Source organism: Pseudomonas fluorescens group sp., assembly GCF_020093335.1.
In the GTDB taxonomy this organism is placed as follows: Bacteria; Pseudomonadota; Gammaproteobacteria; order Pseudomonadales; family Pseudomonadaceae; genus Aquipseudomonas; species Aquipseudomonas petroselini.
Genome location: NZ_JAIOKW010000002.1, coordinates 96,329 through 118,691 on the forward strand (window position 1 = coordinate 96,329; position 22,363 = coordinate 118,691).

The 22,363-nt window shown below is 62.4% G+C and carries 18 protein-coding genes; 7 read left to right on the top strand and 11 right to left on the bottom strand.

Going from position 1 to position 22,363, the window contains the following annotated elements; all coding sequences use genetic code 11:
- Nucleotides 1-10: 10 nt before the first annotated feature.
- Nucleotides 11-1,174, bottom strand: coding sequence for an acyl-CoA dehydrogenase family protein (locus K7431_RS03395; RefSeq protein ID WP_012724628.1), 1,164 nt, complete (start codon nt 1,172-1,174; stop codon nt 11-13).
- A gap of 42 nt (nt 1,175-1,216) precedes the next feature.
- A complete protein-coding gene (locus K7431_RS03400) occupies nt 1,217-2,035 on the bottom strand; it encodes an FAS1-like dehydratase domain-containing protein (protein ID WP_012724629.1) in 819 nt (272 codons plus the stop codon).
- Between the two features lie 147 nt (nt 2,036-2,182).
- On the opposite strand from K7431_RS03400, the gene K7431_RS03405 reads away from it, so the two are divergent.
- Nucleotides 2,183-3,082, top strand: coding sequence for a LysR family transcriptional regulator (locus tag K7431_RS03405; RefSeq protein ID WP_012724630.1), 900 nt, complete (start codon nt 2,183-2,185; stop codon nt 3,080-3,082).
- On the opposite strand, the gene K7431_RS03410 is transcribed toward K7431_RS03405, so the two are convergent.
- The 4 genes from K7431_RS03410 to K7431_RS03425 are packed head-to-tail and all read right to left on the bottom strand — an operon-like array spanning nt 3,069 to nt 9,285.
- Nucleotides 3,069-5,945, bottom strand: coding sequence for a bpX6 domain-containing protein (locus K7431_RS03410; RefSeq protein WP_043205446.1), 2,877 nt, complete (start codon nt 5,943-5,945; stop codon nt 3,069-3,071). The genes K7431_RS03405 and K7431_RS03410 overlap by 14 nt on opposite strands.
- Nucleotides 5,938-7,734: a hypothetical protein gene (locus tag K7431_RS03415; RefSeq protein ID WP_012724632.1), complete on the bottom strand. Its 1,797-nt coding sequence runs from the start codon at nt 7,732-7,734 to the stop codon at nt 5,938-5,940. The genes K7431_RS03410 and K7431_RS03415 overlap by 8 nt, the downstream gene beginning before the upstream one ends.
- Nucleotides 7,721-8,167 carry a bpX5 domain-containing protein gene (locus tag K7431_RS03420; RefSeq protein WP_012724633.1) on the bottom strand — a complete coding sequence of 149 codons (447 nt, stop codon included), beginning with the start codon at nt 8,165-8,167 and terminating at the stop codon, nt 7,721-7,723. The genes K7431_RS03415 and K7431_RS03420 overlap by 14 nt, the downstream gene beginning before the upstream one ends.
- Nucleotides 8,164-9,285: an AAA family ATPase gene (locus K7431_RS03425; protein WP_012724634.1), complete on the bottom strand. Its 1,122-nt coding sequence runs from the start codon at nt 9,283-9,285 to the stop codon at nt 8,164-8,166. Before K7431_RS03425 ends, K7431_RS03420 begins: the two co-directional genes overlap by 4 nt.
- Nucleotides 9,286-9,376: 91 nt before the next feature.
- On the opposite strand from K7431_RS03425, the gene K7431_RS03430 reads away from it, so the two are divergent.
- On the top strand, nt 9,377-9,901 hold the full coding sequence (locus K7431_RS03430) for a GFA family protein (protein WP_012724635.1): 525 nt from the start codon (nt 9,377-9,379) through the stop codon (nt 9,899-9,901).
- A gap of 145 nt (nt 9,902-10,046) precedes the next feature.
- Here K7431_RS03430 and K7431_RS03435 read toward each other — a convergent pair whose 3' ends face one another.
- Both K7431_RS03435 and K7431_RS03440 read right to left on the bottom strand, forming a co-directional pair.
- On the bottom strand, nt 10,047-11,324 hold the full coding sequence (locus tag K7431_RS03435; RefSeq protein WP_012724636.1) for an ATP-binding protein: 1,278 nt from the start codon (nt 11,322-11,324) through the stop codon (nt 10,047-10,049).
- Entirely contained in the window at nt 11,325-12,032 is a 708-nt protein-coding gene (locus K7431_RS03440) for a winged helix-turn-helix domain-containing protein (RefSeq protein ID WP_012724637.1), read from the bottom strand.
- Between the two features lie 157 nt (nt 12,033-12,189).
- On the opposite strand from K7431_RS03440, the gene K7431_RS03445 reads away from it, so the two are divergent.
- A complete protein-coding gene (locus K7431_RS03445) occupies nt 12,190-13,389 on the top strand; it encodes an MFS transporter (protein ID WP_012724638.1) in 1,200 nt (399 codons plus the stop codon).
- On the opposite strand, the gene K7431_RS03450 is transcribed toward K7431_RS03445, so the two are convergent.
- Nucleotides 13,345-13,947, bottom strand: a complete 603-nt coding sequence (locus tag K7431_RS03450) for a tRNA-(ms[2]io[6]A)-hydroxylase (RefSeq protein ID WP_012724639.1) — start codon at nt 13,945-13,947, stop codon at nt 13,345-13,347. The genes K7431_RS03445 and K7431_RS03450 overlap by 45 nt on opposite strands.
- Nucleotides 13,948-14,099: 152 nt before the next feature.
- Here K7431_RS03450 and K7431_RS03455 point away from each other — a divergent pair, with 152 nt between their 5' ends.
- Entirely contained in the window at nt 14,100-14,963 is an 864-nt protein-coding gene (locus K7431_RS03455; protein WP_012724640.1) for a universal stress protein, read from the top strand.
- 132 nt (nt 14,964-15,095) lie between these two features.
- On the opposite strand, the gene K7431_RS03460 is transcribed toward K7431_RS03455, so the two are convergent.
- Nucleotides 15,096-15,566 carry a DUF1289 domain-containing protein gene (locus tag K7431_RS03460; RefSeq protein WP_043205447.1) on the bottom strand — a complete coding sequence of 157 codons (471 nt, stop codon included), beginning with the start codon at nt 15,564-15,566 and terminating at the stop codon, nt 15,096-15,098.
- A gap of 397 nt (nt 15,567-15,963) precedes the next feature.
- On the opposite strand from K7431_RS03460, the gene acnB reads away from it, so the two are divergent.
- Entirely contained in the window at nt 15,964-18,573 is a 2,610-nt protein-coding gene (gene acnB / locus K7431_RS03465; protein WP_012724642.1) for a bifunctional aconitate hydratase 2/2-methylisocitrate dehydratase, read from the top strand.
- Nucleotides 18,574-19,121: 548 nt separating this feature from the next.
- Here acnB and K7431_RS03470 read toward each other — a convergent pair.
- Complete coding sequence (locus K7431_RS03470) at nt 19,122-20,399, bottom strand: serine/threonine transporter (RefSeq protein WP_012724643.1); 1,278 nt, start codon at nt 20,397-20,399, stop codon at nt 19,122-19,124.
- A 384-nt stretch (nt 20,400-20,783) separates the two neighbouring features.
- Here K7431_RS03470 and K7431_RS03475 point away from each other — a divergent pair, with 384 nt between their 5' ends.
- Together K7431_RS03475 and K7431_RS03480 are read left to right on the top strand one after the other, a co-directional pair.
- Nucleotides 20,784-21,308 carry a cysteine hydrolase family protein gene (locus K7431_RS03475; protein WP_012724644.1) on the top strand — a complete coding sequence of 175 codons (525 nt, stop codon included), beginning with the start codon at nt 20,784-20,786 and terminating at the stop codon, nt 21,306-21,308.
- Between the two features lie 53 nt (nt 21,309-21,361).
- The gene (locus K7431_RS03480) at nt 21,362-22,315 is read left to right on the top strand and encodes a 2-hydroxyacid dehydrogenase (protein ID WP_012724645.1); all 954 of its coding nucleotides are present in this window, start codon (nt 21,362-21,364) and stop codon (nt 22,313-22,315) included.
- Nucleotides 22,316-22,363: the final 48 nt, after the last annotated feature.

Genomic DNA, 22,363 nt, shown 5'->3' on the forward strand with positions numbered 1-22,363 from the left:
GGTCAGGCCCTCAGAAACTGCGTGGCAGTTCGAGCAAGTGCTCGGCCACGTAGGACAGGATCAGGTTGGTGGAGATCGGTGCCACCTGGTACAGGCGCGTCTCGCGGAACTTGCGCTCCACGTCGTATTCGCAGGCAAACCCGAAGCCGCCGTGGGTCTGCAGGCACGCATTGGCTGCCTCCCAGGACGCCTTGGCCGCCAGGTACTTGGCCATGTTGGCACTGGCCCCGGCATTTTTGCCGCTGTCGTATTCCTCGCAGGCACGCCAGCGCATCAGGTCCGCCGCTTCGATCTCGATATGCGCTTCGGCGATCGGGAACTGCACGCCCTGGTTCTGTCCGATAGGCCGGCCAAACACCACGCGGTCGCGGGCATAGGCGCTGGCCTTTTCGATAAACCAGCGGCCGTCGCCGATGCATTCGGCGGCGATCAGCGTGCGTTCGGCGTTGAGGCCATCGAGGATGTATTTGAAACCCTTGCCCTCTTCGCCGATCAGGCTGTCCAGCGGCAGCTCGAGGTTGTCGAAGAACAGCTCATTGGTTTCGTGGTTGACCATGTTGGCGATGGGCTGCACGGTGAGGCCATGACCGATGGCCTCGCGCAGGTCCACCAGGAAGATCGACATGCCCTCGGACTTTTTCTTCACTTCAGCCAGCGGCGTGGTGCGCGCCAGCAGGATCATCAGGTCGGAATGCTGGATGCGCGAGATCCACACCTTCTGGCCGTTGATCACGTACTTGTCGCCGCGCTTGATCGCGCTGGTCTTGATCTTGGTGGTGTCGGTGCCGGTGGTGGGCTCGGTCACGCCCATGGACTGCAGGCGCAATTCGCCGCTGGCGAGCTTGGGCAGGTAGAAGCGTTTCTGCGCTTCGCTGCCGTGGCGCAGCAAAGTGAACATGTTGTACATCTGGCCGTGTACGGTGCCCGAGTTACCGCCGCAGCGGTTCACTTCTTCGAGGATCACCGAAGCCTCGGCCAGGCCCAGGCCGGAACCGCCGTACGCTTCGGGGATCATCGCCGACAGCCAGCCGGCGTCGGTCAGCGCTTTGACGAAGGCTTCGGGGAAGCCCTTTTGCTCGTCAATCTTGCGCCAGTAGGCGGCATCGAATTCGGCGCACAAGGCGCGCACGCCTTCGCGGATGGCATTGAGTTCTTCATTGTCATTCGGGTTCATTAACGGCTCTCCGCCTGTTGTTCTTGGATTATTCGACTTGGATTATTCGAAATGCACCTGGGCTTGCTGCGCCAGGCCGTCAGCGTTACCGGCCCACAGCTGCGCCACGCCGGTTTCAGTCACGCGGCCCGCCACTTCAAACGGCTGCGGCGCAATCAACGGGCGCACGCCGCGATAGGCAAAACGGCGCAAGGTGGCTTCGGGGTGGGCACGGCAGAACGCGCGCAGGCTCAGGGTGGCGATCAACGGCCCATGCACCACCAGGCCTGAGTAGCCTTCGGTGCCGGTGACATAGGGGTAGTCGTAGTGAATGCGGTGACCGTTGAAGGTCACGGCGCTGTAGCGAAACAGCAGGGTCGGCGTGGGATCGATCGCTTCGTGCCATTCACCGTGCTCCAGCGCCTCTGCGCTGCCGGCCTTGGGCGGCGTGGGTTCGCGGTAGACGATGTCCTGTTCTTCGCGGATCGCCAGGCGCCCGTCCTGGGCATAGTCGTGGCGCACGGTGACAAACAACAGCGAACCGGTGCGGCCGTTCTTTTCTTCGACCTGAGTAATGGTCGACACGCGGGTCGCCGCCGCCCCGGCACGCAGCGCGTGCAGAAACTCGATACGCCCACCGGCCCACATGCGGTTGCGGTTGTCGGCCGGCGGCAGGAACCCGCCACGCGCCGGGTGGCCGTCGCTGCCCAGGGCGGTTTCCGGCAGCGGGTCCTGGAAGAAGCACCACTGCCACAACGGCGGTAGGTCCGCGCCGTCCTCGGGCACTGCCTCGCCGAACGTAGCGGCGATACGTTTGAGCAGGTTATGGCTCAGGTGGTCGTGAGCGGTTTCGCTTCGGCCGATCCAGTCAGTGGCGCTCATCGGGTGCAGTTCCTCAGGCAGTGAGTGTCTGCCCCGGATCATGCAAGCGCCCGCCCGTTCTGAGAATTTGCATTTCAATAAACCAGCGTTCGGCTATGCTGAACGCCAATTCACTGAAAATACCGCATACCCCTGTGGGAGTCTTGCATGCACTTCGACCTGGCCGACCTGCGCCTGTTTATCCACATCGCCGAATCCCCCAGCCTGACCCAGGGCGCCAAGCGTGCGTTTCTTTCGCCGGCCGCCGCCAGTGCACGGATCAAGGCCCTCGAAGGCCAGCTCGACACCCGCCTGCTGTACCGTGACAGCCGTGGCGTGGAGATCACCCCGGCCGGTGAACGCTTGCTGCACCATGCGCGGCTGATCATGCGCCAGGTGGACTACCTCAAAAGCGAATTCACCCAATACGGCGTGGATTCGGCCGGGCATATCCGCATCTTCGCCAACACCACGGCGGTCACCGAATTCTTGCCGGAAGTGCTGGCGGGGTTCCTGTCACAAAGGCCTGGCGTCACCGTCGACCTGCAGGAGCGCCTGTCCCGCGACATCTTGCGCGGCGTGCTCGATGGCACCAGCGACATGGGCATTATCGCCGGCCCCGTGGAAGCGGCGGGTTTGCAGGTGCTGCATTTCAGCACAGACACCTTGGTATTGATGGTGCCGGTCGGCCACCCGCTGGCAGCGCAACCGTCAGTCACCCTGGAACAGACCCTCGCCTACCAGCATATCGGCCTGCATGAAGGCAGCACCTTATTGAGTTTTTTGCGCGAACACGTGGAGCGGCTGGGCAAGCACTTGTCGCTGCGTATCCAGGTGTCGAGTTTCGAGGCGATCTGCCGGATGGTCGAAGCCGGTGTGGGCATCGGCATCATTCCGGAGTCCGCCGCCGTGCGCCACAGTCGCACCATGCACGTGGTGGCGGTGAAGCTCGATGAGCCGTGGGCGATTCGCGAACGCAGCATCCTGGTGCGGGAGCTGGAGGCGTTGCCCGGCACCATTCGTGCGTTGATCGCCACGTTGATGCCGGACTCGGTCAATGCAGGCTGAGGTTGCGCTGGCGGGCGTCTTCCACCGTGATGTGGCTCAAACGTCCCTGGTCATCGAATAACAACCAGCCATCGCCGGTGCGACGGATATTCACCTCGTAGCGCGGCCAATGCAGCACAGCACACACGGTGTCACTGCCACGATGGATAAAGTGCCAGCGGGTGTCGCGGTCACTGGCGATATAGCCGAATACCAACCAATCCGCGTCGACGACGATGCGCACCGGGTCGCTATCGAAGCACCCTTCATCACAGCCCGTCAGGCGATACCCCTTGCGGTTGCCGTCGACATCCAGGATCAGCACGGGCTCTTCGTCGTCGCTGTACCGGATCAGGTACTCAACGGTTTGATCGAGTGCACAGAACAGCGCGTGGCTTTCCTCTGACTGCGGCGACGCCGGCTCACGCCCCGCCAACCGCCGCTCAGGCAGGCGATAATGCCAGCGCTCAAAGCCTTCCAGCGGGTTATGGAGCCACAGGAACTCATTGCGTTCATCACTTTTGAGGGCGCGAACCGAGCCTGGCAAGTCGCTGACGTGCCACAGGGTTTCAAAGCCGCGATCCACGTCCACCACACGCAGTTGCCGGCCTTGGCCGAGGGTCCAGGTGCTGCCATCAAACTGATCGGCGAATACATCGAGCACCTGCACGCCCAAGTCGGTCGCGGCACGGTTGACCAAGTCCAACTTGCTGATGCGCCACACCGTGTCGCGCCGGGTCAGCACCAGCGCCATTTGCCGGCTGTGCGCCAAGACAATCCGCTGGGCCGGCACGGCGAAATGGAACAGCGGCGTGCCGCTGGCATCCGTCACCACCGCACCGGCCTCGCCCAGTGCCACCAGATAACGCTCGTCATCCAGCGACACCGCATCGTATACGGAGCGGCTGCCCTGGACCGGGGCTGACCACTGCAATGCCTCGCCCGCGCGCTCCAGCGAGCGCACGGCGGGACGTTTGAGTGACTGGCCAGGCAAGTCCGCCTGCAAACATTTGTCCCGGCTCATTTTGACCAGCGACTGCAGTTGGTTGAAGTTGAGCCCCCCGCGCCCACTGAGCTGGTCGGCGAGCACCGCGTGCACGGTGGCACCGGCGAGCCAGGCCAGGGCCACGGTGTCGGACTTGTGCGCCAACAACGTGTGCGCCAGGGCATCCCGCTCGGCGCAACGGCCGGGATCGTCACGCAGCTGTTCGATCCAGGGTCCGTAAGCTTCCAGGGTTTGGGGCAGCAATATGGCGCGCTTTACCAAGGCGCCAATCGCCAGGCGCCCACCGGCCGCTTCGGCATCGAGCAGCCATTGAGCGGCGCGCGGGCGCTCTTGCGGCAAGCTCCACACCACCTCGACGGCTTGCAACCACAGGCCCTTGGCGATCAGCGACTCGGCCCACTCCAGGCGTAAACGGTCGGCGATCTGCGGCTGCTTGGCCTGAAGCAACACCACCGCATCGGCAAATGCATCATCACGACGCGCCACCAGCAAGGCGCGCTGCCAGTTCTCGGCCAGGCACAGCAGGCGCACGATGACCGCAGACGGCATGTCCCAGGCCAGAGCGAGGTCGGCGGCCTGTTGGTAGCGCGCGTGCTTTTCCAGGTAATCGAGGGCTTCCTGGCGTTCCTTGAGCAGTTCAGCGAGTACGAATACCGCTTCTTCGATACGGTTTTCGCGGGCCAGGCGCTCATAGGAGCGCCGGTAGATCTGACGCAGGTGCTCGGTCAGCCCTTCCTCGAAGCGGTAGGTACGGCTGGGCCCGTGCTGTTGGCTAAGGGTCAGGTCCTGGCGCCGCTGCGGCGTACCGAAGTGCTGTTCAGCATTCGAGTGCTGGTCACCCAAGGGAATGGCATGGCGCAACGCTTCGGCGAAATCGCCGTCCTCGAACATCTCCAGCATGCGCTGCATGTAAGCCGCCTGGCGCTTGCCGTACAGCCTGGACAGCTTTGAATGCTCGGTCAGGCGGGTCAGCCAGCGGCGCCAGGCCGCCGGCTTATGACGAGCCGGTTTGGCGCGCTGGGGAATGCTTGGGGTGTCCGGGGCTTGCGGCACTGCGCCGGTAGGCCGCGCACCGCGGCGCAGGAATGTGTTCAGCGCTACCAGCAACGCGGTGAAGACAATGGCGCTCAGCAACATGCCCAGGATCACGCCGCTGATGTCTTCGGTGGTCGTGGCAGACACCGGTGTCAACGGCACGGATTGGCCCTGGGTGGCCATCCAGATCAACCCTGCAACCAGGGCCAGGGTGACGCCCAGTTTCAACGCCGGATAGGGTGCGGACTCCTCGCTGCCCCATTGGCGTGCAGCCTTGGGGGGCGGGGCTTTCGGTGCGGGTGATTGCCGCTCCAGCAAGGCCCGGATCACGCCCTCCTGCTCGGGGCTGACCGGCGCCAATCCGCCCAGGATCTCGCGTACATCGGTGATCACCGGCTCAGGCAGGGCCGGCACGACGGGCGCATGACAATCGAAGGTATCGAGCAAGGTGTAGGCGCTGATATCAAGCCACTGCCCAGGTTCCAGGGCCTGGGCATCGCGCAACTGCAAAGCGTGCACCTGGCTGCCGCGCACCAGCCACAGGTCGGCGGCCGGTAAAGCGCGCAGCTCCTCGGCGCTCAGCTGGGCCGAACACAGGCCACGGCCCTGACGCACCAGCGGCCAGCCGGCAAGGGCTTGGCAATCCAGCGCGACCGGCGAGCTGAATTGCACTAAATCGCCGTCGGCAAAACGGTAGGCCATCGCGCCCGTGCGCCAGTGTTCCAGCATCAAGCGAGCCCGTTCCTGCAGCGCAAAGCGCTCGGCGGGCAACCACATGCCGTCGATGGATTGATGCCCGGTCAACAACGGCCGGCGGATCAACGGGGATTCTTGCTCAAGCATGGGCAGGCTCATGTTTCAGGTCACACATCACTTGCAAACGCATGGCGCGCTCGGCAACGTTGAACACCAGTAATTCCCGAGCAGTGGTCAGCACCGCCACCAGGCCGCTCATGGGGCAGAAACTCGCACGGGCAATCGGTGCCGTCGTGGTGAACAGCGTCTGTTGTTGGCCCTCGGTGTACAGGCCAACGGTGTGCTGGTTCGGCCCCAGCAGTACCAGCGAATAGCGTTCCTGCGCCGCCACGTGGTGATGCAGACCGATGGCGCTCCAGCCGGGCGTCAAGTCGATCTGTACCTTTTTCGCGGGAAAACTCTCGTGGGTCACCAGGCGCCAACTCTGGCGGCCACCTTGGTGAGTGAGTAATGCGCAGCCACCAAAGGCGTACTTCCAATGCGGGGTGCTGGCGAACAGTATCTGGCTCACACCGGCAGCCGCACCGACTGCATAACCGTGACTGCGGGCACCGGAGGACGTCGCGGGGTAAGCCACCAGTTGCCCACCCTCGATGCGGGCGTAGACCAACGATAAGGCATCCAACTGCGCCAGCCCCATGACATTGTCCGTCACCGAGAAACATTCTGCCCTCGGCGCGTGGCCAGGCCGCTGCCAGTGAGCAAGGTGACCGTTTGTATCGAGTAAATACAGGCGCTCCGCCTGTTCGCCGCGCAGCCACACTGCGGGCAGAAAGGTCGCAGTGCCCGGCGGCAGGTGCATTTCTTCGCGTGTGGGCTTGTTCACCGAAACGAGATTGGGGATGTTCCAGAAGGTCAGGATATTGCCATCACCGAGCACCGCACCGAGGCTGCGGTAGTTAAAGGTGGCCGCGAGCACGTGCTGATGTTTGCCCCATAGGCGACGTCGCACTTCGAGGTTTTTTTTCTGGTTCTTGTGCGGCAACTTGATCACCACCATGCCGTGCTCATCGAGCAAGCGCAGGGCGACATAGTTGCCGGAACCGGAGATGACCGGCGGCAGGGTCAATGCAACCCGCGCCACCCGGCCGGCAGCGGTCGGTGCCGGCGTGTGCACGGCGTTATCGAACTGGCCCTTGAGCAAGCGCACGGCCTGCTGCTCCTCCGGCAGCGGCAGCGACACGCGCCGCGACTGCAAGGCGAACGTCAGGCTGCGCCCATCCAGGTTGCGCGTAATCTGCACGCGGTGGGTGCAGACCTTGGGATCCGTGGGCGGCAAGCGCTGGCCGACCACCCAGCATTCTCCAACGGCGTGGTCGGCCAGCGCGTCACGCCAGGCCAGCCAATGGTCGTCGCTCACGACCTCGTAGGTGCGGGCGTCGAGCAGGCGCTTGAGCTGCGCCGATGAGTCCAGCTCATGCAACTCGGGCGTGGCTTGCAGAATGCCCCAGCGCAATTGCGCCCCCGCCTCTTCGGCACGCCGCGCCAGCAGCATCAACAGCGCCAGGTGCACCAGGCGCGCAGCCCCCAGTTGCAAGGGGCCCGCATCAAACAGCACCACAATCAGGCGGTTCGCTTCACGGGCACGGTAGTGCGGGGCGAGGAACATATGCTCACCGCCGACCGCCCGGCGCAGGAACTCGTCAGGCACTTCATCGGCCAGCAGCCATTCACTGGACAGCAGTCGCTCATAGGGGCCGCGCCGATGCAGGTCGCCCAGGCCATCGGGCTCCGGCACTCCGCCCTGGTGCAGGCCGCGCAGCGGTCCGAGCAGAGGGTTGAGTCGACCGAGCAGGTCGGCGAACAGGGGCAGGTGTTGCGGGGCAAACCACTCCAGCCACTGCCGCCAGGGTTGCAGCGCCTCAGGCAGTTGCATGGGCGACTCCCCAATAGGCGGCGATACGTTGCAGATGCGCGGGCGACACGGCCAGCAGGCGGTCCAGCGGGATCACCGCCCGCGGGTCGTGCCACACCAACAAGGGCGCGCGTTTGAAGCGAGCGGACAAAGCCTGCCCCAACAGGTCCTGTGGCACCTGCGGTTCCCAACTGGTCGGCAGCCAGAGGTGCGGCGCGCTGGTGCTGGGCGCAGCGTAAGCAACACCGTCGACCCAAGGCAGGTCAGCCATTACGCCCGTCACCACCAGTACATCACCATTGGCAGTGGCTTGCAGCCGCGCCGCATGGTCGGCCGCGAGCAGCGCCAGGCGTGCGTGCAGGCGCCGGGCAGCATCGCCCCAGGCCACGGCGGCCTGAGCCTCGGCGGGCACTGGCCGTGAACGCCAGGCCCAAGGCTGGGTCAGCGCACTCATTCGCTGGGGGTCAGCAATCGAGTGAGTTGTCCCCGCGCCTGCTGCAGAGGTTCGGGCAGGGTCTGGCTATTGAAATTGGCATCGATCTCGCGCAACAGGCCTTCGAGCACGCTACTGGCCGGCGGCTCGGCACGGGAGAGGTAGTCTTCGGCGGTTTCCAGCAGCCGATTCACACGTGACATCGGCTGCAACGTCGCCTCTTCCACCGCGCTGAACAAATGGCTGTTGCTGGAGGCAGCAAACAGGTCGCGCAATACTTCGCGGCCGTGTTGCTGGGTAGCCTGGGTCGGCAACACGTACAGCAGCGGCCACAAGTCGGCGTCGCTGGCTTCCAGGCGACCACTGAGCAATGCAGCGGCCGCGATCAAGCGCTGGGACTTGACGATGCGCCGGTCAGACAACTGGATCCCGGCTTCGCGCAGGCGGCGAATGGCTTGGGCCAGGGCTGGGCGCACAGCGGTCAGGTCGACGTGTTTCAGGGCCTGGCCGAGCGTGTCCAGTTGCGCAAGGCCGAGCAACTGTTGCACCGGGCGCTGCTCCGACTGCCAGCCGCCGGCCAGCATGGCTTCCAATTGATTGTCCGGCACCGACTCGACAAACAGATGCAACAGGAAACGGTCACCGAAGGCCGCCAACGCCTCATCATCCGGCAGGCCGTTGGCGGCGCCGACGCACACGCGCAGCGGGCATTGCACCTGGGTATGGCCACGACGGAATCGGCGTTCGTTGAGTACGCCCAGCAAGGTGTTGAGGATCGCGGTAGAGCCCAGGAAGACTTCGTCGAGAAACACGATATCGGCTTCCGGCAGCATGCCGCTGACGTCAGTTTCCACCGTGCCTTCGCGCAGCTTTTTCAGGTCTACCGCGCCGAACAGTTCGGACGGCTCGGTGAAACGTCCGAGCAGGTATTCGAAGTAACGCCCACCCATGGACTGCGCGACACGCCGCACCACCGCGCTTTTTGCAGTGCCGGGCGGCCCGATCACCAGGATGTGCTCCTGGGCCACGGCTGCCAGCACAATCAATTCGGCCAGTTGCTCGCGCCCGACCAAGCCTTCGGTAGCGGCACGCACGGCGTGGCGGATTTGCGCGGCAGCGCTCTGCAACTGAGCAATCATGGGTGTCTTCCCTGAAACCAAAGCGGGGAATCTTGCCTGAGGCTAAGGTATTAGCAAAGCGTTGTTACATACTCATATCAGGAGTCAACCCATGCAGCTTGAAGGATCCTGCCATTGCGGCGCCGTGACGTTCAGCCTCACCAGTGCCCACCCCTACCCTTACCAGCGTTGCTACTGCTCGATCTGTCGCAAGACCCAGGGCGGTGGCGGTTATGCGATCAACCTGGCTGGCGATGCCCAGAGTTTGAAGGTGCGCGGGCGCAAACTGATTTCGATCTACCACGCCAGGCTCAAGCCCGAGGGTGCCAGCCGGGCCCATGCGAGCAGCGCTGAACGGCACTTCTGTTCGCAATGCGGCAGCGCCTTGTGGCTGTTCAGCCCCGAGTGGCCGGCGTTGATCCACCCGTTTGCCTCGGCCATCGACACGCCATTGCCGGTGCCGCCGGAACATACGCACCTGATGCTGGGCTCGAAGGCGCCGTGGGTGGAAGTGACGTTGCGCCAAGGCGATCTGCAGTTCGATGAGTACCCCGAAGAGTCCATCGCCCAATGGCATGAGCGCCTCGGGCGACGCCTTCAAACGTACCCATCCCCCCCTGAGTTTCTGACCCCATGAAACCCCTGATGCGTTGCAAAAACCTGTGCCTGTCCCTTACCTCAGTGTGTTTGCTCGCACACAGCTTCTGACCTGAGAACCGAATTAAAAATGTGGGAGGGGGCTTGCTCCCTTCCACAGTTGATCTGTCTTGCTTTCAAGCTCGTTATTCGGCATACGCCCAGGTCATCCGGAACGACGCCCCGCCCCATTCCGAATCCAGCACTTGCACTTGGCCGCCGTGCCATTGCGACACCCGCTGCACCAGCGCCAGGCCCAGGCCGAAACCGCCGGTGCGGCGGTCGCGGCTGGCGTCCAGGCGCGTGAACGGCTGGAAGATCTTCGCCCGGCCTTCCTCCGGCACGCCGGGGCCATCGTCACACACGCGCACTTCATAGCCGCTGCCGAACTTGACCAGCGACACTTCCACGCGGCGCTCGGCGTAGCGCACGGCGTTGCGCAGCAGGTTGATCACCGCTCGCGCCATAAAGCGCGGCTCGATCTGGATAACGTCCACCTCGCAGGTGCGCAACGACAGCTGGATGCCGGCCGCCTCGGCCTCCAGGGCCACGCTGCCGATCACACTGTCGAGCCAGCTGTGGGCCTCGATGCGCTCACGGGTGACCTGGGTGGCGCCACGCTCCAGGCTGGCGTAGGTGAGCAGTTCGGAGACCATTTCTTCCAGCTCGCCCAGGTCGGCATACATGTCGGCGATCAATTCGCTGCGCTGGCGCGGGTCGGTCTGTTGTTTCAACTGGTCGAGCTCGAACGACAGGCGTGCAATCGGCGTGCGCAGTTCGTGGGACACGGCGTTGGTCAGTTCGCGCTGGTTGGCGATCAGGCTTTCGATGCGCTCGGCCATCTGGTTGAAGTGCCCGGCCAGCTCACGCACCGTGGAACGGCGTGGCAGCAGAATGCGCGAACCGAGGTCGTTGTCACCGAAACGTTGTGCCGCCAGGCGAATATGTTCCAGGTCACGCCAGTGCGGGCGCACCCAGAAATACAGCACGATCGCCAGGCTCAATCCCAGCAGGCAATAGGCCCACAGGTACAGCCATTTCGGTTCTTCGGGCAGTTTGATATTAAGCAGCTGCGGGCCGCCATCGATATTGGCGATGAACTCCATGAAGTCGCCGCGTACCACCAGCTTTCCGGCGGCAAGCAACTGTCGTTCACGCGGGTCGAGCGCCAAGTCATCGCGCTGGACCAGTTTCAGGTGCAGGCCGTAGTGGGGTTGCAGCTCGCTCAGGCGCGCCGCGCGGGCATCGCCCGGCAAGGGTCGCAATTGTTCCACCAAGCCATAAGCCGGGCCGCGCAGGGCTTCGCGGTTATAGGTTTCATTGGCCTCGGGCAGCAACTCATCGAAGGTGTAGTTGACCAGCCAGATCGCCCCCGCCAGGCCCAGCGCCAGGATGATGTACAGGCGGATGTAGAGCCGCAGCATCTAGACCTCCCACGCGAAGGGGTTGAACAGGTAGCCCTTGCCCCAGATCGTCTTGATGCACACCGGTTCGCGGGGATTATCGTTGAGTTTGCCGCGCAGCTTGCTGATGTACACATCGACGCTGCGGTTAAGGCCGTCGAAGGCGATGCCGCGCATGCGGTTGAGGATGTCATCGCGGGACAGGATCGTGCCCGAGTTACTGGCCAGCAGCCACAGCAGCTCGAATTCCATAGTGGTGAGGTCGATCTGTTCGTCCCCCAGGCTGACCACGCGGCAACTGCGATCGATGGCCAGCCGCCCGAAGGCCAGGGCCCCGCGCACCGTCGGCTCCGGGGCTTGGCGCCGTTGCAGGGCGCGCAGGCGTGCCAGCAGCACGGGGGGCTTGATCGGCTTGATCACATAATCGTCGGCACCGGACTCGAGGCCGAGGATATGGTCCAGGTCGTCTTCCTTGGCGGTGAGGATCACGATGGGCGTGTCGGACACCGTGCGAATCCCGCGGCACACGTGCAGGCCGCTCTGGCCGGGCAGCATCAGGTCGAGTACGACGATCTTTGGCTTGAACTCCAGGAACGCCGCCAGGGCTTTGTCACCCCGGTGCTCCACGCGCACCTCAAAACCATGCTGCGACAGAAAGTGCGCGATCAGCCCCGCCAGTTTCTCGTCATCCTCAACGAGCAAGACCTTGCCCAGCCCCAGGTTTTCCATAAGTTCCCAATGTGCAGACGCGGATTGAAGAGCGGGCATTATAGGTGGCAAGCTGGGCAACTAAAGCCGTTGGTCAGCACCGGCCGACGAAGCTTCATGCTTTTAAGAGTTTTTAACAAATAAGCTGCAATCTTTAACGCCATGTACAGGGAGTTGTATGCGCAAGGATTACCTGGCGTTCTTTGTTTCGCTGTTCCTGTCACGGCTGGCGGACCAGATCCTGCTGTTTATCGTGCCATTGATCGTGTTTCAGACCACTCGAAGTGTGGCCTGGGCCGGGCTGGCGTTCTTTGTCGAGTCGCTGCCGCGCTACCTGGCGTTCCCGGTGTGCGGCGCAGTGTGCGACACGTTCGCGCCGGTGCGCATCCTGCATATCAGCCAGGTTTACCGGGCGCTGGCCTGTGTGCTGGCGGTTGCCCTGTACGGGGTGTTCGACGGTATTTACTGGATCGTGCTGCTATCAGCAGTGTGCGGGGTACTGACCACCCAAGGCATCATGGCGCGAGAAGTGCTGATGCCGCATATCTTCGCGCAGTACAGCTATGCCAAGACCCTCTCCTATTCGCAGATCGCCGACCAGAGCGGGCTGGTGCTGGGGCCATTGGTGGCCGCACTGATGCTTGAGGTATGGGCGTGGCACTGGGTGGTGCTGGGCGTGGCCGGGCTGTTCCTGCTCGCAGACCTGGCGATGCGGGTGTGGCAACGCTCCAGCACGGCCAGCCTGGCAACCTTCGAGCAACATCGAGATATCTGGCTGCGACCGCTGAAGATTGCCTTCGGACATATCCGCCGCCTGCCGGAGTTGAAGCGGGTCATCACGTTGGCGGTGGGTGTGAACCTGATCATTGGCGTCACGCTGGCCACCTCTGCGGCCATGGTGACCGGCCAGTTTGCGGCGGGCAAGGACGCCTATGCCCTGCTCCAGGCGGCGGGCGCGCTGGTGACCATCGGCATTCTGTTTTATCTGGCACGGGCCGGCCTGCCCCTGAAGGTGCTCGGCGGACTGTCCTATTCGATGATCGGCGTGGGCGCAGTGATCATGGCGATCAGCCCCGACGTGTGGCTATACGTAGTGGGCTTCCTGCTGGTCACCGGCTTCGACAAGATGTTCAACGTCTACCTGCGCAGCACCCGTCAGCGGGTCATCCCCGTGCAGGACTTTGGCAAGACCGTGGGCGTGATCACGCTGCTCAATAACCTGCCGCAGCCCCTGGCAGGGCTGGCGGTGGCGCTGCTGGCGGCGCCCTTGGGCACGCAGACGGTGATCCTGCTGCTGGCCGCGATCACCGCCTTGATCGGCGTAGCCGTGGCCTCAGGCTGGCACGCCACTGTGAAAGCGGAACTCGATGTCGGGTGACTCGATCAGTTCCTGCTCGGTCGCCCTCACCCGCTCGATCACCAGGGCGATGTCCTTGGCGTCACCGTACTGGTACGCCAACTTCAGGTAACCCTGGAAGTGCCGCGCCTCGCTTTTCAGCAGGCCGAAGTAGAACTTGCCGAGTTCTTCGTCCAAATGCGGCACCAGCGCTTCGAAACGCTCGCAACTGCGCGCTTCGATAAAGGCGCCGACCACCAGGGTATCCACCAGTTTGACCGGTTCGTGGCTGCGCACCACTTTGCGCAAACCGGAGGCATAGCGCCCGGCGTGCAGCTGGCGCAGCTCGACCTTGCGCTTTTTGATCAAACGCATGACTTGTTCGTGGTGCACCAGCTCTTCGCGGGCCAGGCGCGACATCATGTTGATCAGGTCGACATGGCCGTGGTACTTGGCGATCAGGCTCAGGGCGGTGCTGGCGGCTTTGAATTCGCAATTCTTGTGGTCGATCAGCAGGGTGTCCTGATCGGCCAGCGCGGCCTGGACCCAGGCATCAGGGGTGCGGCAACCGAGGAATTCGTGGATTTCTGGCAGGTTCATCGGGCTCACGGGCAAAAGGATCACAAAAGGCCGGCGATTATACCGACCCCGCCGCAGACCACCAGCCACCGGCCTTGATGTGCATCAACATGACGTGCGCCAGCCAGCAACTATAGTTGTTGCAGCCCCCACCCTTTTTGGAGATCCCGATCATGCAAGCCATCCGCAGCATCCTGGTGGTCATCGAGCCCGAGCATTCGGAAAGCCTGGCCCTCAAGCGTGCCAAGCTGATCGCCGGGGTCACCGGCGCACACCTGCATTTACTGGTCTGCGACAAGAAGCATGAGCACTCGGCGCTGCTGGCCCTGCTTAAGTCGGGCTTGCAGGAGGACGGCTACAGCGTCACCACCGAGCAGGCGTGGAATGACAGCCTGCATGACACCATTATCGACGTGCAGCAAGCCGAGGGCTGTGGGCTGGTGATCAAGCAGCACTTCCCGGACAGCCCGTTGAAAAAAGCCCTGCTGACGCCTGCGGACTGGAAGCTGCTGCGTTATTGCCCAACGGCGGTGTTGCTGGTCAAGACAGCCACGCCGTGGGCTGGCGGCGTGATCCTCGCGGCGATCGATGTGGGCAATACCGATGGCGAGCACCGCTCGTTGCACACTTCGATCATCGACCATGGCTTTGATATCGCCAGCCTGGCCAAGGCGCAGTTGCACGTGATCAGCGCCCATCCGTCGCCGATGTTGTCGGCGGCGGACCCGACGTTCCAGCTCAAGGAAACCATCGAGGCGCGCTATCGCGAGCAATGCAAGGCGTTTCAGGCCGAGTTCGATGTGGACGAATCGCACCTGCATATCAAGGAAGGCCCGGCGGATGTGTTGATCCCCCATCTAGTTCACACCCTGCAAGCGGCGGTGACGATCATCGGCACCGTGGCGCGCACCGGAATCTCCGGGGCACTGATCGGCAATACGGCAGAGGTGATACTGGATGCGGTGGAGAGTGATGTGCTGGTGCTCAAGCCGCAGGCGTTGATGGATCACCTGCAAGAACTCGCCAGCAAGCCCTGATCCAACCTTATGAACGATGGAGATCAAAATGTGGGAGGGGGCTTGCTCCCGATGAGGGCGTGTCAGTTGATCAATCCTGGGCTGACACGCCGCCATCGGGGGCAAGCCCCCTCCCACAGGGGTTATCCGTTGTCAGTTGGAAAACGCATCGCGCAGGAAACCCGGTGCGATATAGCGCTGGTAATGCGCCTCGGACAGGATAAAGAACTCCCGATCAATGGCATCGCGTAATTCCGGCAAGGCCCAGTCACGAAATTCGGGCAACAGCACCATGCCGTAGGCCTCCAGGTTATTGATCACCCGCGCCCCCCGCGCGATCAATTGATAGGCCCAGCAGTACTCGGACTGGTGCGGCACGAAGCGGATCTTGCGCTGTTCCAGCTGGCCGCGCAGGGTCTTGGGGTCGAAAACTTCGAGCTTTCCGGCCATAACCTGCACCAACAATTGCTCCAACCGCAGCCAGACCGCGCGTTTTTCTTCTTCGTTATAGCCATTCCACAGGATCACTTCGTGGTGGAAGCGCTTGCAGCCACGGCACACGAGATCACCGTAGACCGTGGAGCACAGGCCGACGCAGGGGGTCTTGATGGTTTGGTTGGACATGGGCAACAACACGCAGATCAGCGAAACAATGCGCCATGTTAGCCCTTTGTCTAACCTTCATCACCCTGCAAACTTGGCGAGGCAACTTACCTTTAGAATTTTTTTGCCGTAGAATCATCCGGCCTTGTAAGGCGCCAATAATCCGCTGGAAGCTGTTTTCAAAGCGTCACGAGCACAGTCGTTCCTTCAGAACGGTGTTGGCGATGGTTAATGACTTGGTAGGTCAGAGCCCTCGCCAACCCTCATCAGCTCCGTTCTGCAGGCGTAAAACTTTGAAAGCAGCTTCTGTGAGGAATGCCGGCAGCGCTGGCTTTGCGGCCCAAAAAGCCCCCGAGCGCATGCGTGCCGTTCATTTCTGGATGAGCGTCCCGTGGGACCACTGATGAGGGTAATAACTGTGCTTGAAGCCTACCGCAAACATATCGAAGAGCGTGCAGCCCTGGGTATCGTTCCCCAGCCGCTTAACGCCGAACAAACCGCAGGCCTGGTCGAGCTGCTGAAAAATCCTCCGGCTGGCGAAGAAGAATTCCTCGTTGACCTGATCACCAACCGCATTCCACCAGGCGTTGACGAAGCCGCTTACGTCAAGGCCGGTTTCCTGTCTGCCCTGGCCAAGGGCGAAGCCACTTCCCCCCTGATCGACAAGAAACGCGCTGTTGAACTGCTTGGCACCATGCAAGGCGGCTACAACATCGTGACCCTGGTAGAGCTGCTGGACGACGCCACACTGGCACCGGTCGCCGCCGCCCAACTCAAGCACACCCTGCTGATGTTCGACGCGTTCCACGACGTCGCCGAAAAAGCCAAGAACGGCAACGAACACGCCAAAGGCGTGCTTCAGTCCTGGGCTGACGGCGAGTGGTTCCGCAACCGCCCTACCCTGGCCGACAAAATCAGCCTGCGCGTGTTCAAGGTCACCGGCGAAACCAACACCGACGACCTGTCCCCTGCGCCGGATGCCTGGTCCCGTCCTGACATCCCGCTGCACGCCCTGGCCATGCTGAAAATGGCCCGTGAAGGCATCGTGCCGGACGAGCAAGGCAAGACCGGCCCGATGAAGCAGATCGAAGAGATGCGCGGCCAAGGCTTCCCGATCGCCTACGTCGGCGACGTGGTCGGTACCGGTTCCTCGCGTAAATCCGCGACCAACTCCGTGCTGTGGTTCTTCGGCGACGACGTTCCCTACGTGCCGAACAAGCGCGCCGGCGGTTTCTGCTTCGGCAGCAAAATCGCTCCGATCTTCTACAACACCATGGAAGACGCGGGCGCACTGCCCATCGAGTTCGACGTCTCCAACATCAACATGGGCGACGTGATCGACCTCTACCCGCATGCCGGCAAAGTCTGCAAGCACGGTACCGACGAAGTCATCACCACCTTCGAAATGAAGACCCCGGTGCTGTTGGACGAAGTTCGTGCCGGCGGCCGTATCCCGCTGATCATCGGTCGCGGCCTGACCGACAAGGCCCGCGCTGAGCTGGGCCTGGGCCCTACCGACCTGTTCAAGCTGCCTGAAGCGCCTGTCGACACCGGCAAAGGCTTCACCCTGGCACAGAAAATGGTCGGCAAGGCGTGCGGTCTGCCAGAAGGCAAAGGCGTTCGTCCTGGCACCTACTGCGAACCGAAGATGACCACCGTGGGCTCCCAGGACACCACCGGTCCTATGACCCGTGATGAACTGAAAGACCTGGCGTGCCTGGGCTTCTCGACCGACCTGGTAATGCAGTCGTTCTGCCATACCGCGGCCTATCCAAAGCCGATCGACGTGACCACCCACCACACCCTGCCTGACTTCATCATGACCCGTGGCGGTGTATCGCTGCGTCCAGGCGACGGCATCATCCACAGCTGGCTGAACCGCATGCTGCTGCCGGACACCGTCGGCACCGGTGGTGACTCCCACACCCGTTTCCCGATGGGCATCTCGTTCCCGGCCGGCTCTGGCCTGGTCGCGTTCGCCGCAGCCACTGGCGTAATGCCACTGGACATGCCGGAATCGATCCTGGTGCGCTTCAAAGGCAAAATGAAACCTGGCATCACCCTGCGTGACCTGGTTCATGCCATTCCGTACTACGCGATCCAATCGGGTCTGCTGACCGTAGAGAAAAAAGGCAAGAAGAACGCCTTCTCCGGCCGCATCCTGGAAATCGAAGGCCTCAACGACCTGACGCTGGAGCAAGCTTTCGAGCTGTCCGACGCCTCGGCTGAACGTTCGGCTGCCGGTTGCACCATCAAGCTGTCGAAAGACTCGATCACCGAGTACCTGAACTCCAACATCACCCTGCTGCGCTGGATGATCGGTGAAGGCTACGGTGACCCGCGCACCCTGGAACGTCGCGCCCAAGCGATGGAAGCCTGGGTCAAGAACCCTGAGCTGATGGAAGCCGATGCCGACGCGGAATACGCCGAAATCATCGAGATCGACCTGGCCGACATCAACGAGCCGATCCTCTGCGCACCGAACGACCCGGACGACGCCCGTCTGCTGTCCAGTGTTGCCGGTGAGAAGATCGACGAAGTGTTCATCGGTTCGTGCATGACCAACATCGGTCACTTCCGCGCTGCCGGTAAGTTGCTGGAGCAGGTCAAGGGCCAGCTGCCAACGCGTCTGTGGCTGTCGCCGCCGACCAAGATGGACGCTCACCAACTGACCGAAGAAGGCTATTACGGTATCTACGGCAAGGCTGGCGCGCGCATGGAAATGCCGGGCTGCTCGCTGTGCATGGGTAACCAGGCACGTGTAGAGCCGAATTCGACCGTGGTGTCGACTTCGACCCGTAACTTCCCGAACCGTCTGGGTGACGGCGCTAACGTCTACCTGGCTTCGGCCGAGCTGGCGGCCGTGGCGTCTACCCTCGGTCGCCTGCCGACCGTCGAAGAGTACATGGGCTACGCAGCGAAACTGGACACCATGGCCAGTGACGTCTACCGCTACCTGAACTTCGACCAGATTGCTGAGTTCCGTAAGATTGCAGCGAGCGCTAACATCCCGGTGATTCAAGCCTAAGGGTTTAGCGATGTAAAAACGCCGCGTATCGCAAGGTACGCGGCGTTTTTTTATGCCTGGATTACGGCACGTGTAGACGGTGGTTCCCTCTGGCGGCCGGGCTGGATGTTGGGTCAGACCGGGTACATATCCGTTATTGGGGTAACGGCTGATAGGGCCTTCGCCCTTACGGCGGGTCACCTTGGAAAAGAAGAGCGCTAAAACGCATCGCCCCAACACTCGGCACCTTGCTCATGCTCGGTGTGCCCGTAATCCGACATTGATTGGGGGGGCGGCTAAGATCAAAAGCAAAAGCGCGGAGGCCTTAGAGCCGACCGATGTTGCATCTGTCGATCGCGGTCCAAATGTGGGAGGGGGCTTGCCCCCGATAGCAGTGGAACAGTCACAGATGCATCAACTGACACACCGCCATCGGGAGCAAGCCCCCTCCCACAGTTTGATCTCCATACATCAGGTAGATATCAGACTGCTGTTGATCTGCTTTTGATTTTGATCTGAGGCGCCCCATCAAACACTCCGGAGTGAGGGCACACCGAGCCTAGGCGAGCTCAAGCAAAAAACGAATAGACCACTGCCGTGATCGCCACCAGGCCAACCGCTGTGACAAACACATTGGACGCCTGCCCACGGTACTTGGCCATGGCCGGCACCTTGCGGATGGCATACATCGGCATCAGGAACAGTATCGAGGCAATGATCGGACCGCCCAGCGCCTCAATCATGCCGAGAATGCTCGGGTTCAACGTCGCCACGATCCAGCACACCACCAGCATAAACCCGGCAGTCATGCGATCCAGGCGCTTGGCGCTCGGACGACGGCCGGTCTTCAGCACCAGCCCCTTGAGGCCTTCACTCGCGCCGATGTAGTGCCCCAGGAACGACTTGGCAATCGCCACAAACGCGATCAACGGAGCGGCAAACGCGATGGTCGGGTTATCGAAGTGGTTGGCCAGGTAGGACAGGATCGACAGGTTCTGCGCCTTCGCTTCGGCTAACTGCGCCGGCGACAGGGTCAGCACGCAGCTGAACACGAAGAACAGCACCATCCCCACCATCAAAAGATGCGCACGAGACAGGATCTGCGAGCTGCGTTCATCGGCATGGACGCCGTACTGGCGCTTCTGATCAACCGCAAAGGCCGAGATGATCGGCGAATGGTTGAACGAGAACACCATCACCGGAATCGCCAGCCACAGCGTATTGAGCAGTGCCGACGGTGCCGGGACTACGCTGGCGGTGCTGAGGATGCCGCCATTCCAATGCGGAACCAGGTACACCGCCAGGAACAGCAAGGCGACGATGAACGGATAAACCATCAGGCTCATGGCCTTGACGATCACTTGCTCGCCGCAACGCACCACGGCCAGCAGGCCGAGGATCAGCACCAACGACAGGATCGCCCGTGGTGGTGGCATGATGTGCAGTTGATGCTCCATAAAGCTGCCGACGGTGTTGGTCAACGCCACGCTATAAATCAGCAGGATCGGGAAGATCGCAAAGAAGTACAGCAAGGTGATCAGCGCACCGGCCTTGATGCCGAAGTGTTCTTCCACCACGTCGGTGATGTCGGAGCCTTCTCGGCCGGACAGCACGAAACGGGTCAGGCCACGGTGGGCGAAGAACGTCATTGGGAACGCCAGCAGCGCGAGGATCACCAGTGGCCAGAAGCCTCCCAGGCCCGCGTTGATCGGCAAGAACAGCGTGCCGGCGCCAATGGCGGTGCCGAACAGGCCAAGCATCCAGGTGGTGTCCTGGCGGCTCCAGGTCGTGAGGGTTGCAGGTGTCGTCTCATAGCGTTCGTCGACGCTATTGGCCTGATCATTCATCCAGTCGGATCTCCGCATTTACACGGCCGGGACGAGTCAGAAAAACCTGACAGGCAGCGCCCCGACCATAGAAGGGGCCGGATTGTCCGGGATTCTTGTGAAGAAGCAAAGACTTAGCTGAGGAACGGTGGCGTGGTACATCGACGCGCCGCGAACAATTCAAACACATTCGTTGACAACTTGGCGCCGCTCTCAGCATGATCCAGCCATGAACCGTATTCAGCTGAACCTCACCCGCACCACCACCACGACCGCCTCAGGCGGGTCGTGCGGTTGCTGTGGGTGTTCACGCTAAACACCTCACAGATTCAACCCAAGGCCCCGCCAGCAATGGACGGGGCCTTTTTATTGCTCCGCCATCTGGCCATTGCAAGGAGCAACACCATGACTGACGCCCTGCTGATCATCGATATGCAAACTGGCTTATACGACGGTCCGGAAAAGCCCTTCGAGCGCGAACGTGTACTCGCCACCATCAACCAGCTGATTCAGCGTGCCCGCAACTCCGATACACCCATCTTCGTCGCCCGCCACACTGGCCCGGCCGGCTCCCCAATTGAAGCCGGCAGCCCGCCCTGGCAGCTATGGCATGCGCTGGAGGTAGACGAGTCGCGTGATCACCTGTTCAACAAGACCCGTCCCAGTTGCTTCCTGGGCACAGACCTGGAAGCGCAATTGAGAGCGGCGCACGTCAAGGAACTGGTGATCGTCGGCATGAAAACTCAGTTCTGTATCGACACCACGTGCAAGGTCGCGGTGGAACTGGGGTTTTCAGTGGTACTGCCCGAAGACGGCCATACCTGCATGGACACGCCGACGCTGAAGGCCGAGGTGATTATCGAGCATCACAATGCGACCCTGGCCGGGGCGTTTGTGAAGCTCACAAGCGCCGTCGAGATCAGCTTCTAAACGCTCAAATACGGCATACTCCTTCCCTCAAACCCTTCAGGAAGAGCCTTCCGATGACCGCTACTGTTCTGGTCCTGGTTGAAACCATCAACGAATACCTGCCCATCATCGAGAGCAATGACTTTCACGTGATCCTGGCGCCCACACCCGCCGAGCGCACCGCCGCCATCAAGGCCCACGGCAGCCAGATCAAGGCGGTGCTCACCCGCGGCCCACTGGGCTTGTACGCCGAGGAAATCGCCGCGCTGCCCCTGCTGGAAATCATTTGCGTGATTGGCGCCGGCTACGAACACGTGGACCTGCAGGCCGCCAGCAATCGCGGGATCGTGGTCACCAATGGCGCCGGCGTGAATGCGCCGTCGGTGGCCGATCACGCCATGGCGCTGCTGCTGTCGCTGGTGCGCGGCATCCCGCAGACGGACGCCGCCGTGCGCCGCCATGAATGGCCGAAAGTGATGCGCCCGTCACTGGGCGGCAAGCAACTGGGCATCCTCGGGCTGGGCGCTGTGGGGCTGGAGATCGCCAAGCGTGCGTCCCTGGGCTTCGGCATGGAGGTGAGTTACCACAACCGCCAGCCACGCGATGATGTGGACTACACCTACTGCGCGACGGCGGTGGAGCTGGCGCGCACCTCGGACTTCCTGATCCTGGCCACGCCCGGCGGCGCCAGCACCCGCCACCTGATCGATCGGCACGCCCTGGATGCCCTGGGCCCGAATGGCTACCTGGTGAACATCGGCCGTGGCAGCGTGGTGGTCACCGCCGACCTGGTCGCCGCCCTGGAACAGCGCCGCATCGGTGGCGCCGCGCTGGATGTGTTCGACGATGAGCCCAAGGTCCCCGACGCGCTCAAGAAACTCGGCAATACCGTGCTCACCTCCCACGTCGCCGGCCTGTCGCCGGAAGCCGCCCATGACACCGTGCAACGGGTGGCCGATAACCTGGTAGAGCACTTCGCCGGTCGCCCGGTACTCACCCCGGTCGCCCTGCCCCCGGCCACTAAATGACCGATCAGGCACGCTGATCATCATCCAACACGCTAACCTATTAAGCCG

What these genes read in the sequence shown, in the direction of transcription:
- K7431_RS03395 (WP_012724628.1), bottom strand. Translation starts at nt 1,174, where the DNA reads ATGAACCCGAATGACAATGAAGAACTCAATGCCATCCGCGAAGGCGTG.
- K7431_RS03400 (WP_012724629.1), bottom strand. Translation starts at nt 2,035, where the DNA reads ATGAGCGCCACTGACTGGATCGGCCGAAGCGAAACCGCTCACGACCAC.
- K7431_RS03405 (WP_012724630.1), top strand. Translation starts at nt 2,183, where the DNA reads ATGCACTTCGACCTGGCCGACCTGCGCCTGTTTATCCACATCGCCGAA.
- K7431_RS03410 (WP_043205446.1), bottom strand. Translation starts at nt 5,945, where the DNA reads ATGCTTGAGCAAGAATCCCCGTTGATCCGCCGGCCGTTGTTGACCGGG.
- K7431_RS03415 (WP_012724632.1), bottom strand. Translation starts at nt 7,734, where the DNA reads ATGCAACTGCCTGAGGCGCTGCAACCCTGGCGGCAGTGGCTGGAGTGG.
- K7431_RS03420 (WP_012724633.1), bottom strand. Translation starts at nt 8,167, where the DNA reads ATGAGTGCGCTGACCCAGCCTTGGGCCTGGCGTTCACGGCCAGTGCCC.
- K7431_RS03425 (WP_012724634.1), bottom strand. Translation starts at nt 9,285, where the DNA reads ATGATTGCTCAGTTGCAGAGCGCTGCCGCGCAAATCCGCCACGCCGTG.
- K7431_RS03430 (WP_012724635.1), top strand. Translation starts at nt 9,377, where the DNA reads ATGCAGCTTGAAGGATCCTGCCATTGCGGCGCCGTGACGTTCAGCCTC.
- K7431_RS03435 (WP_012724636.1), bottom strand. Translation starts at nt 11,324, where the DNA reads ATGCTGCGGCTCTACATCCGCCTGTACATCATCCTGGCGCTGGGCCTG.
- K7431_RS03440 (WP_012724637.1), bottom strand. Translation starts at nt 12,032, where the DNA reads ATGGAAAACCTGGGGCTGGGCAAGGTCTTGCTCGTTGAGGATGACGAG.
- K7431_RS03445 (WP_012724638.1), top strand. Translation starts at nt 12,190, where the DNA reads ATGCGCAAGGATTACCTGGCGTTCTTTGTTTCGCTGTTCCTGTCACGG.
- K7431_RS03450 (WP_012724639.1), bottom strand. Translation starts at nt 13,947, where the DNA reads ATGAACCTGCCAGAAATCCACGAATTCCTCGGTTGCCGCACCCCTGAT.
- K7431_RS03455 (WP_012724640.1), top strand. Translation starts at nt 14,100, where the DNA reads ATGCAAGCCATCCGCAGCATCCTGGTGGTCATCGAGCCCGAGCATTCG.
- K7431_RS03460 (WP_043205447.1), bottom strand. Translation starts at nt 15,566, where the DNA reads ATGTCCAACCAAACCATCAAGACCCCCTGCGTCGGCCTGTGCTCCACG.
- K7431_RS03470 (WP_012724643.1), bottom strand. Translation starts at nt 20,399, where the DNA reads ATGAATGATCAGGCCAATAGCGTCGACGAACGCTATGAGACGACACCT.
- K7431_RS03475 (WP_012724644.1), top strand. Translation starts at nt 20,784, where the DNA reads ATGACTGACGCCCTGCTGATCATCGATATGCAAACTGGCTTATACGAC.
- K7431_RS03480 (WP_012724645.1), top strand. Translation starts at nt 21,362, where the DNA reads ATGACCGCTACTGTTCTGGTCCTGGTTGAAACCATCAACGAATACCTG.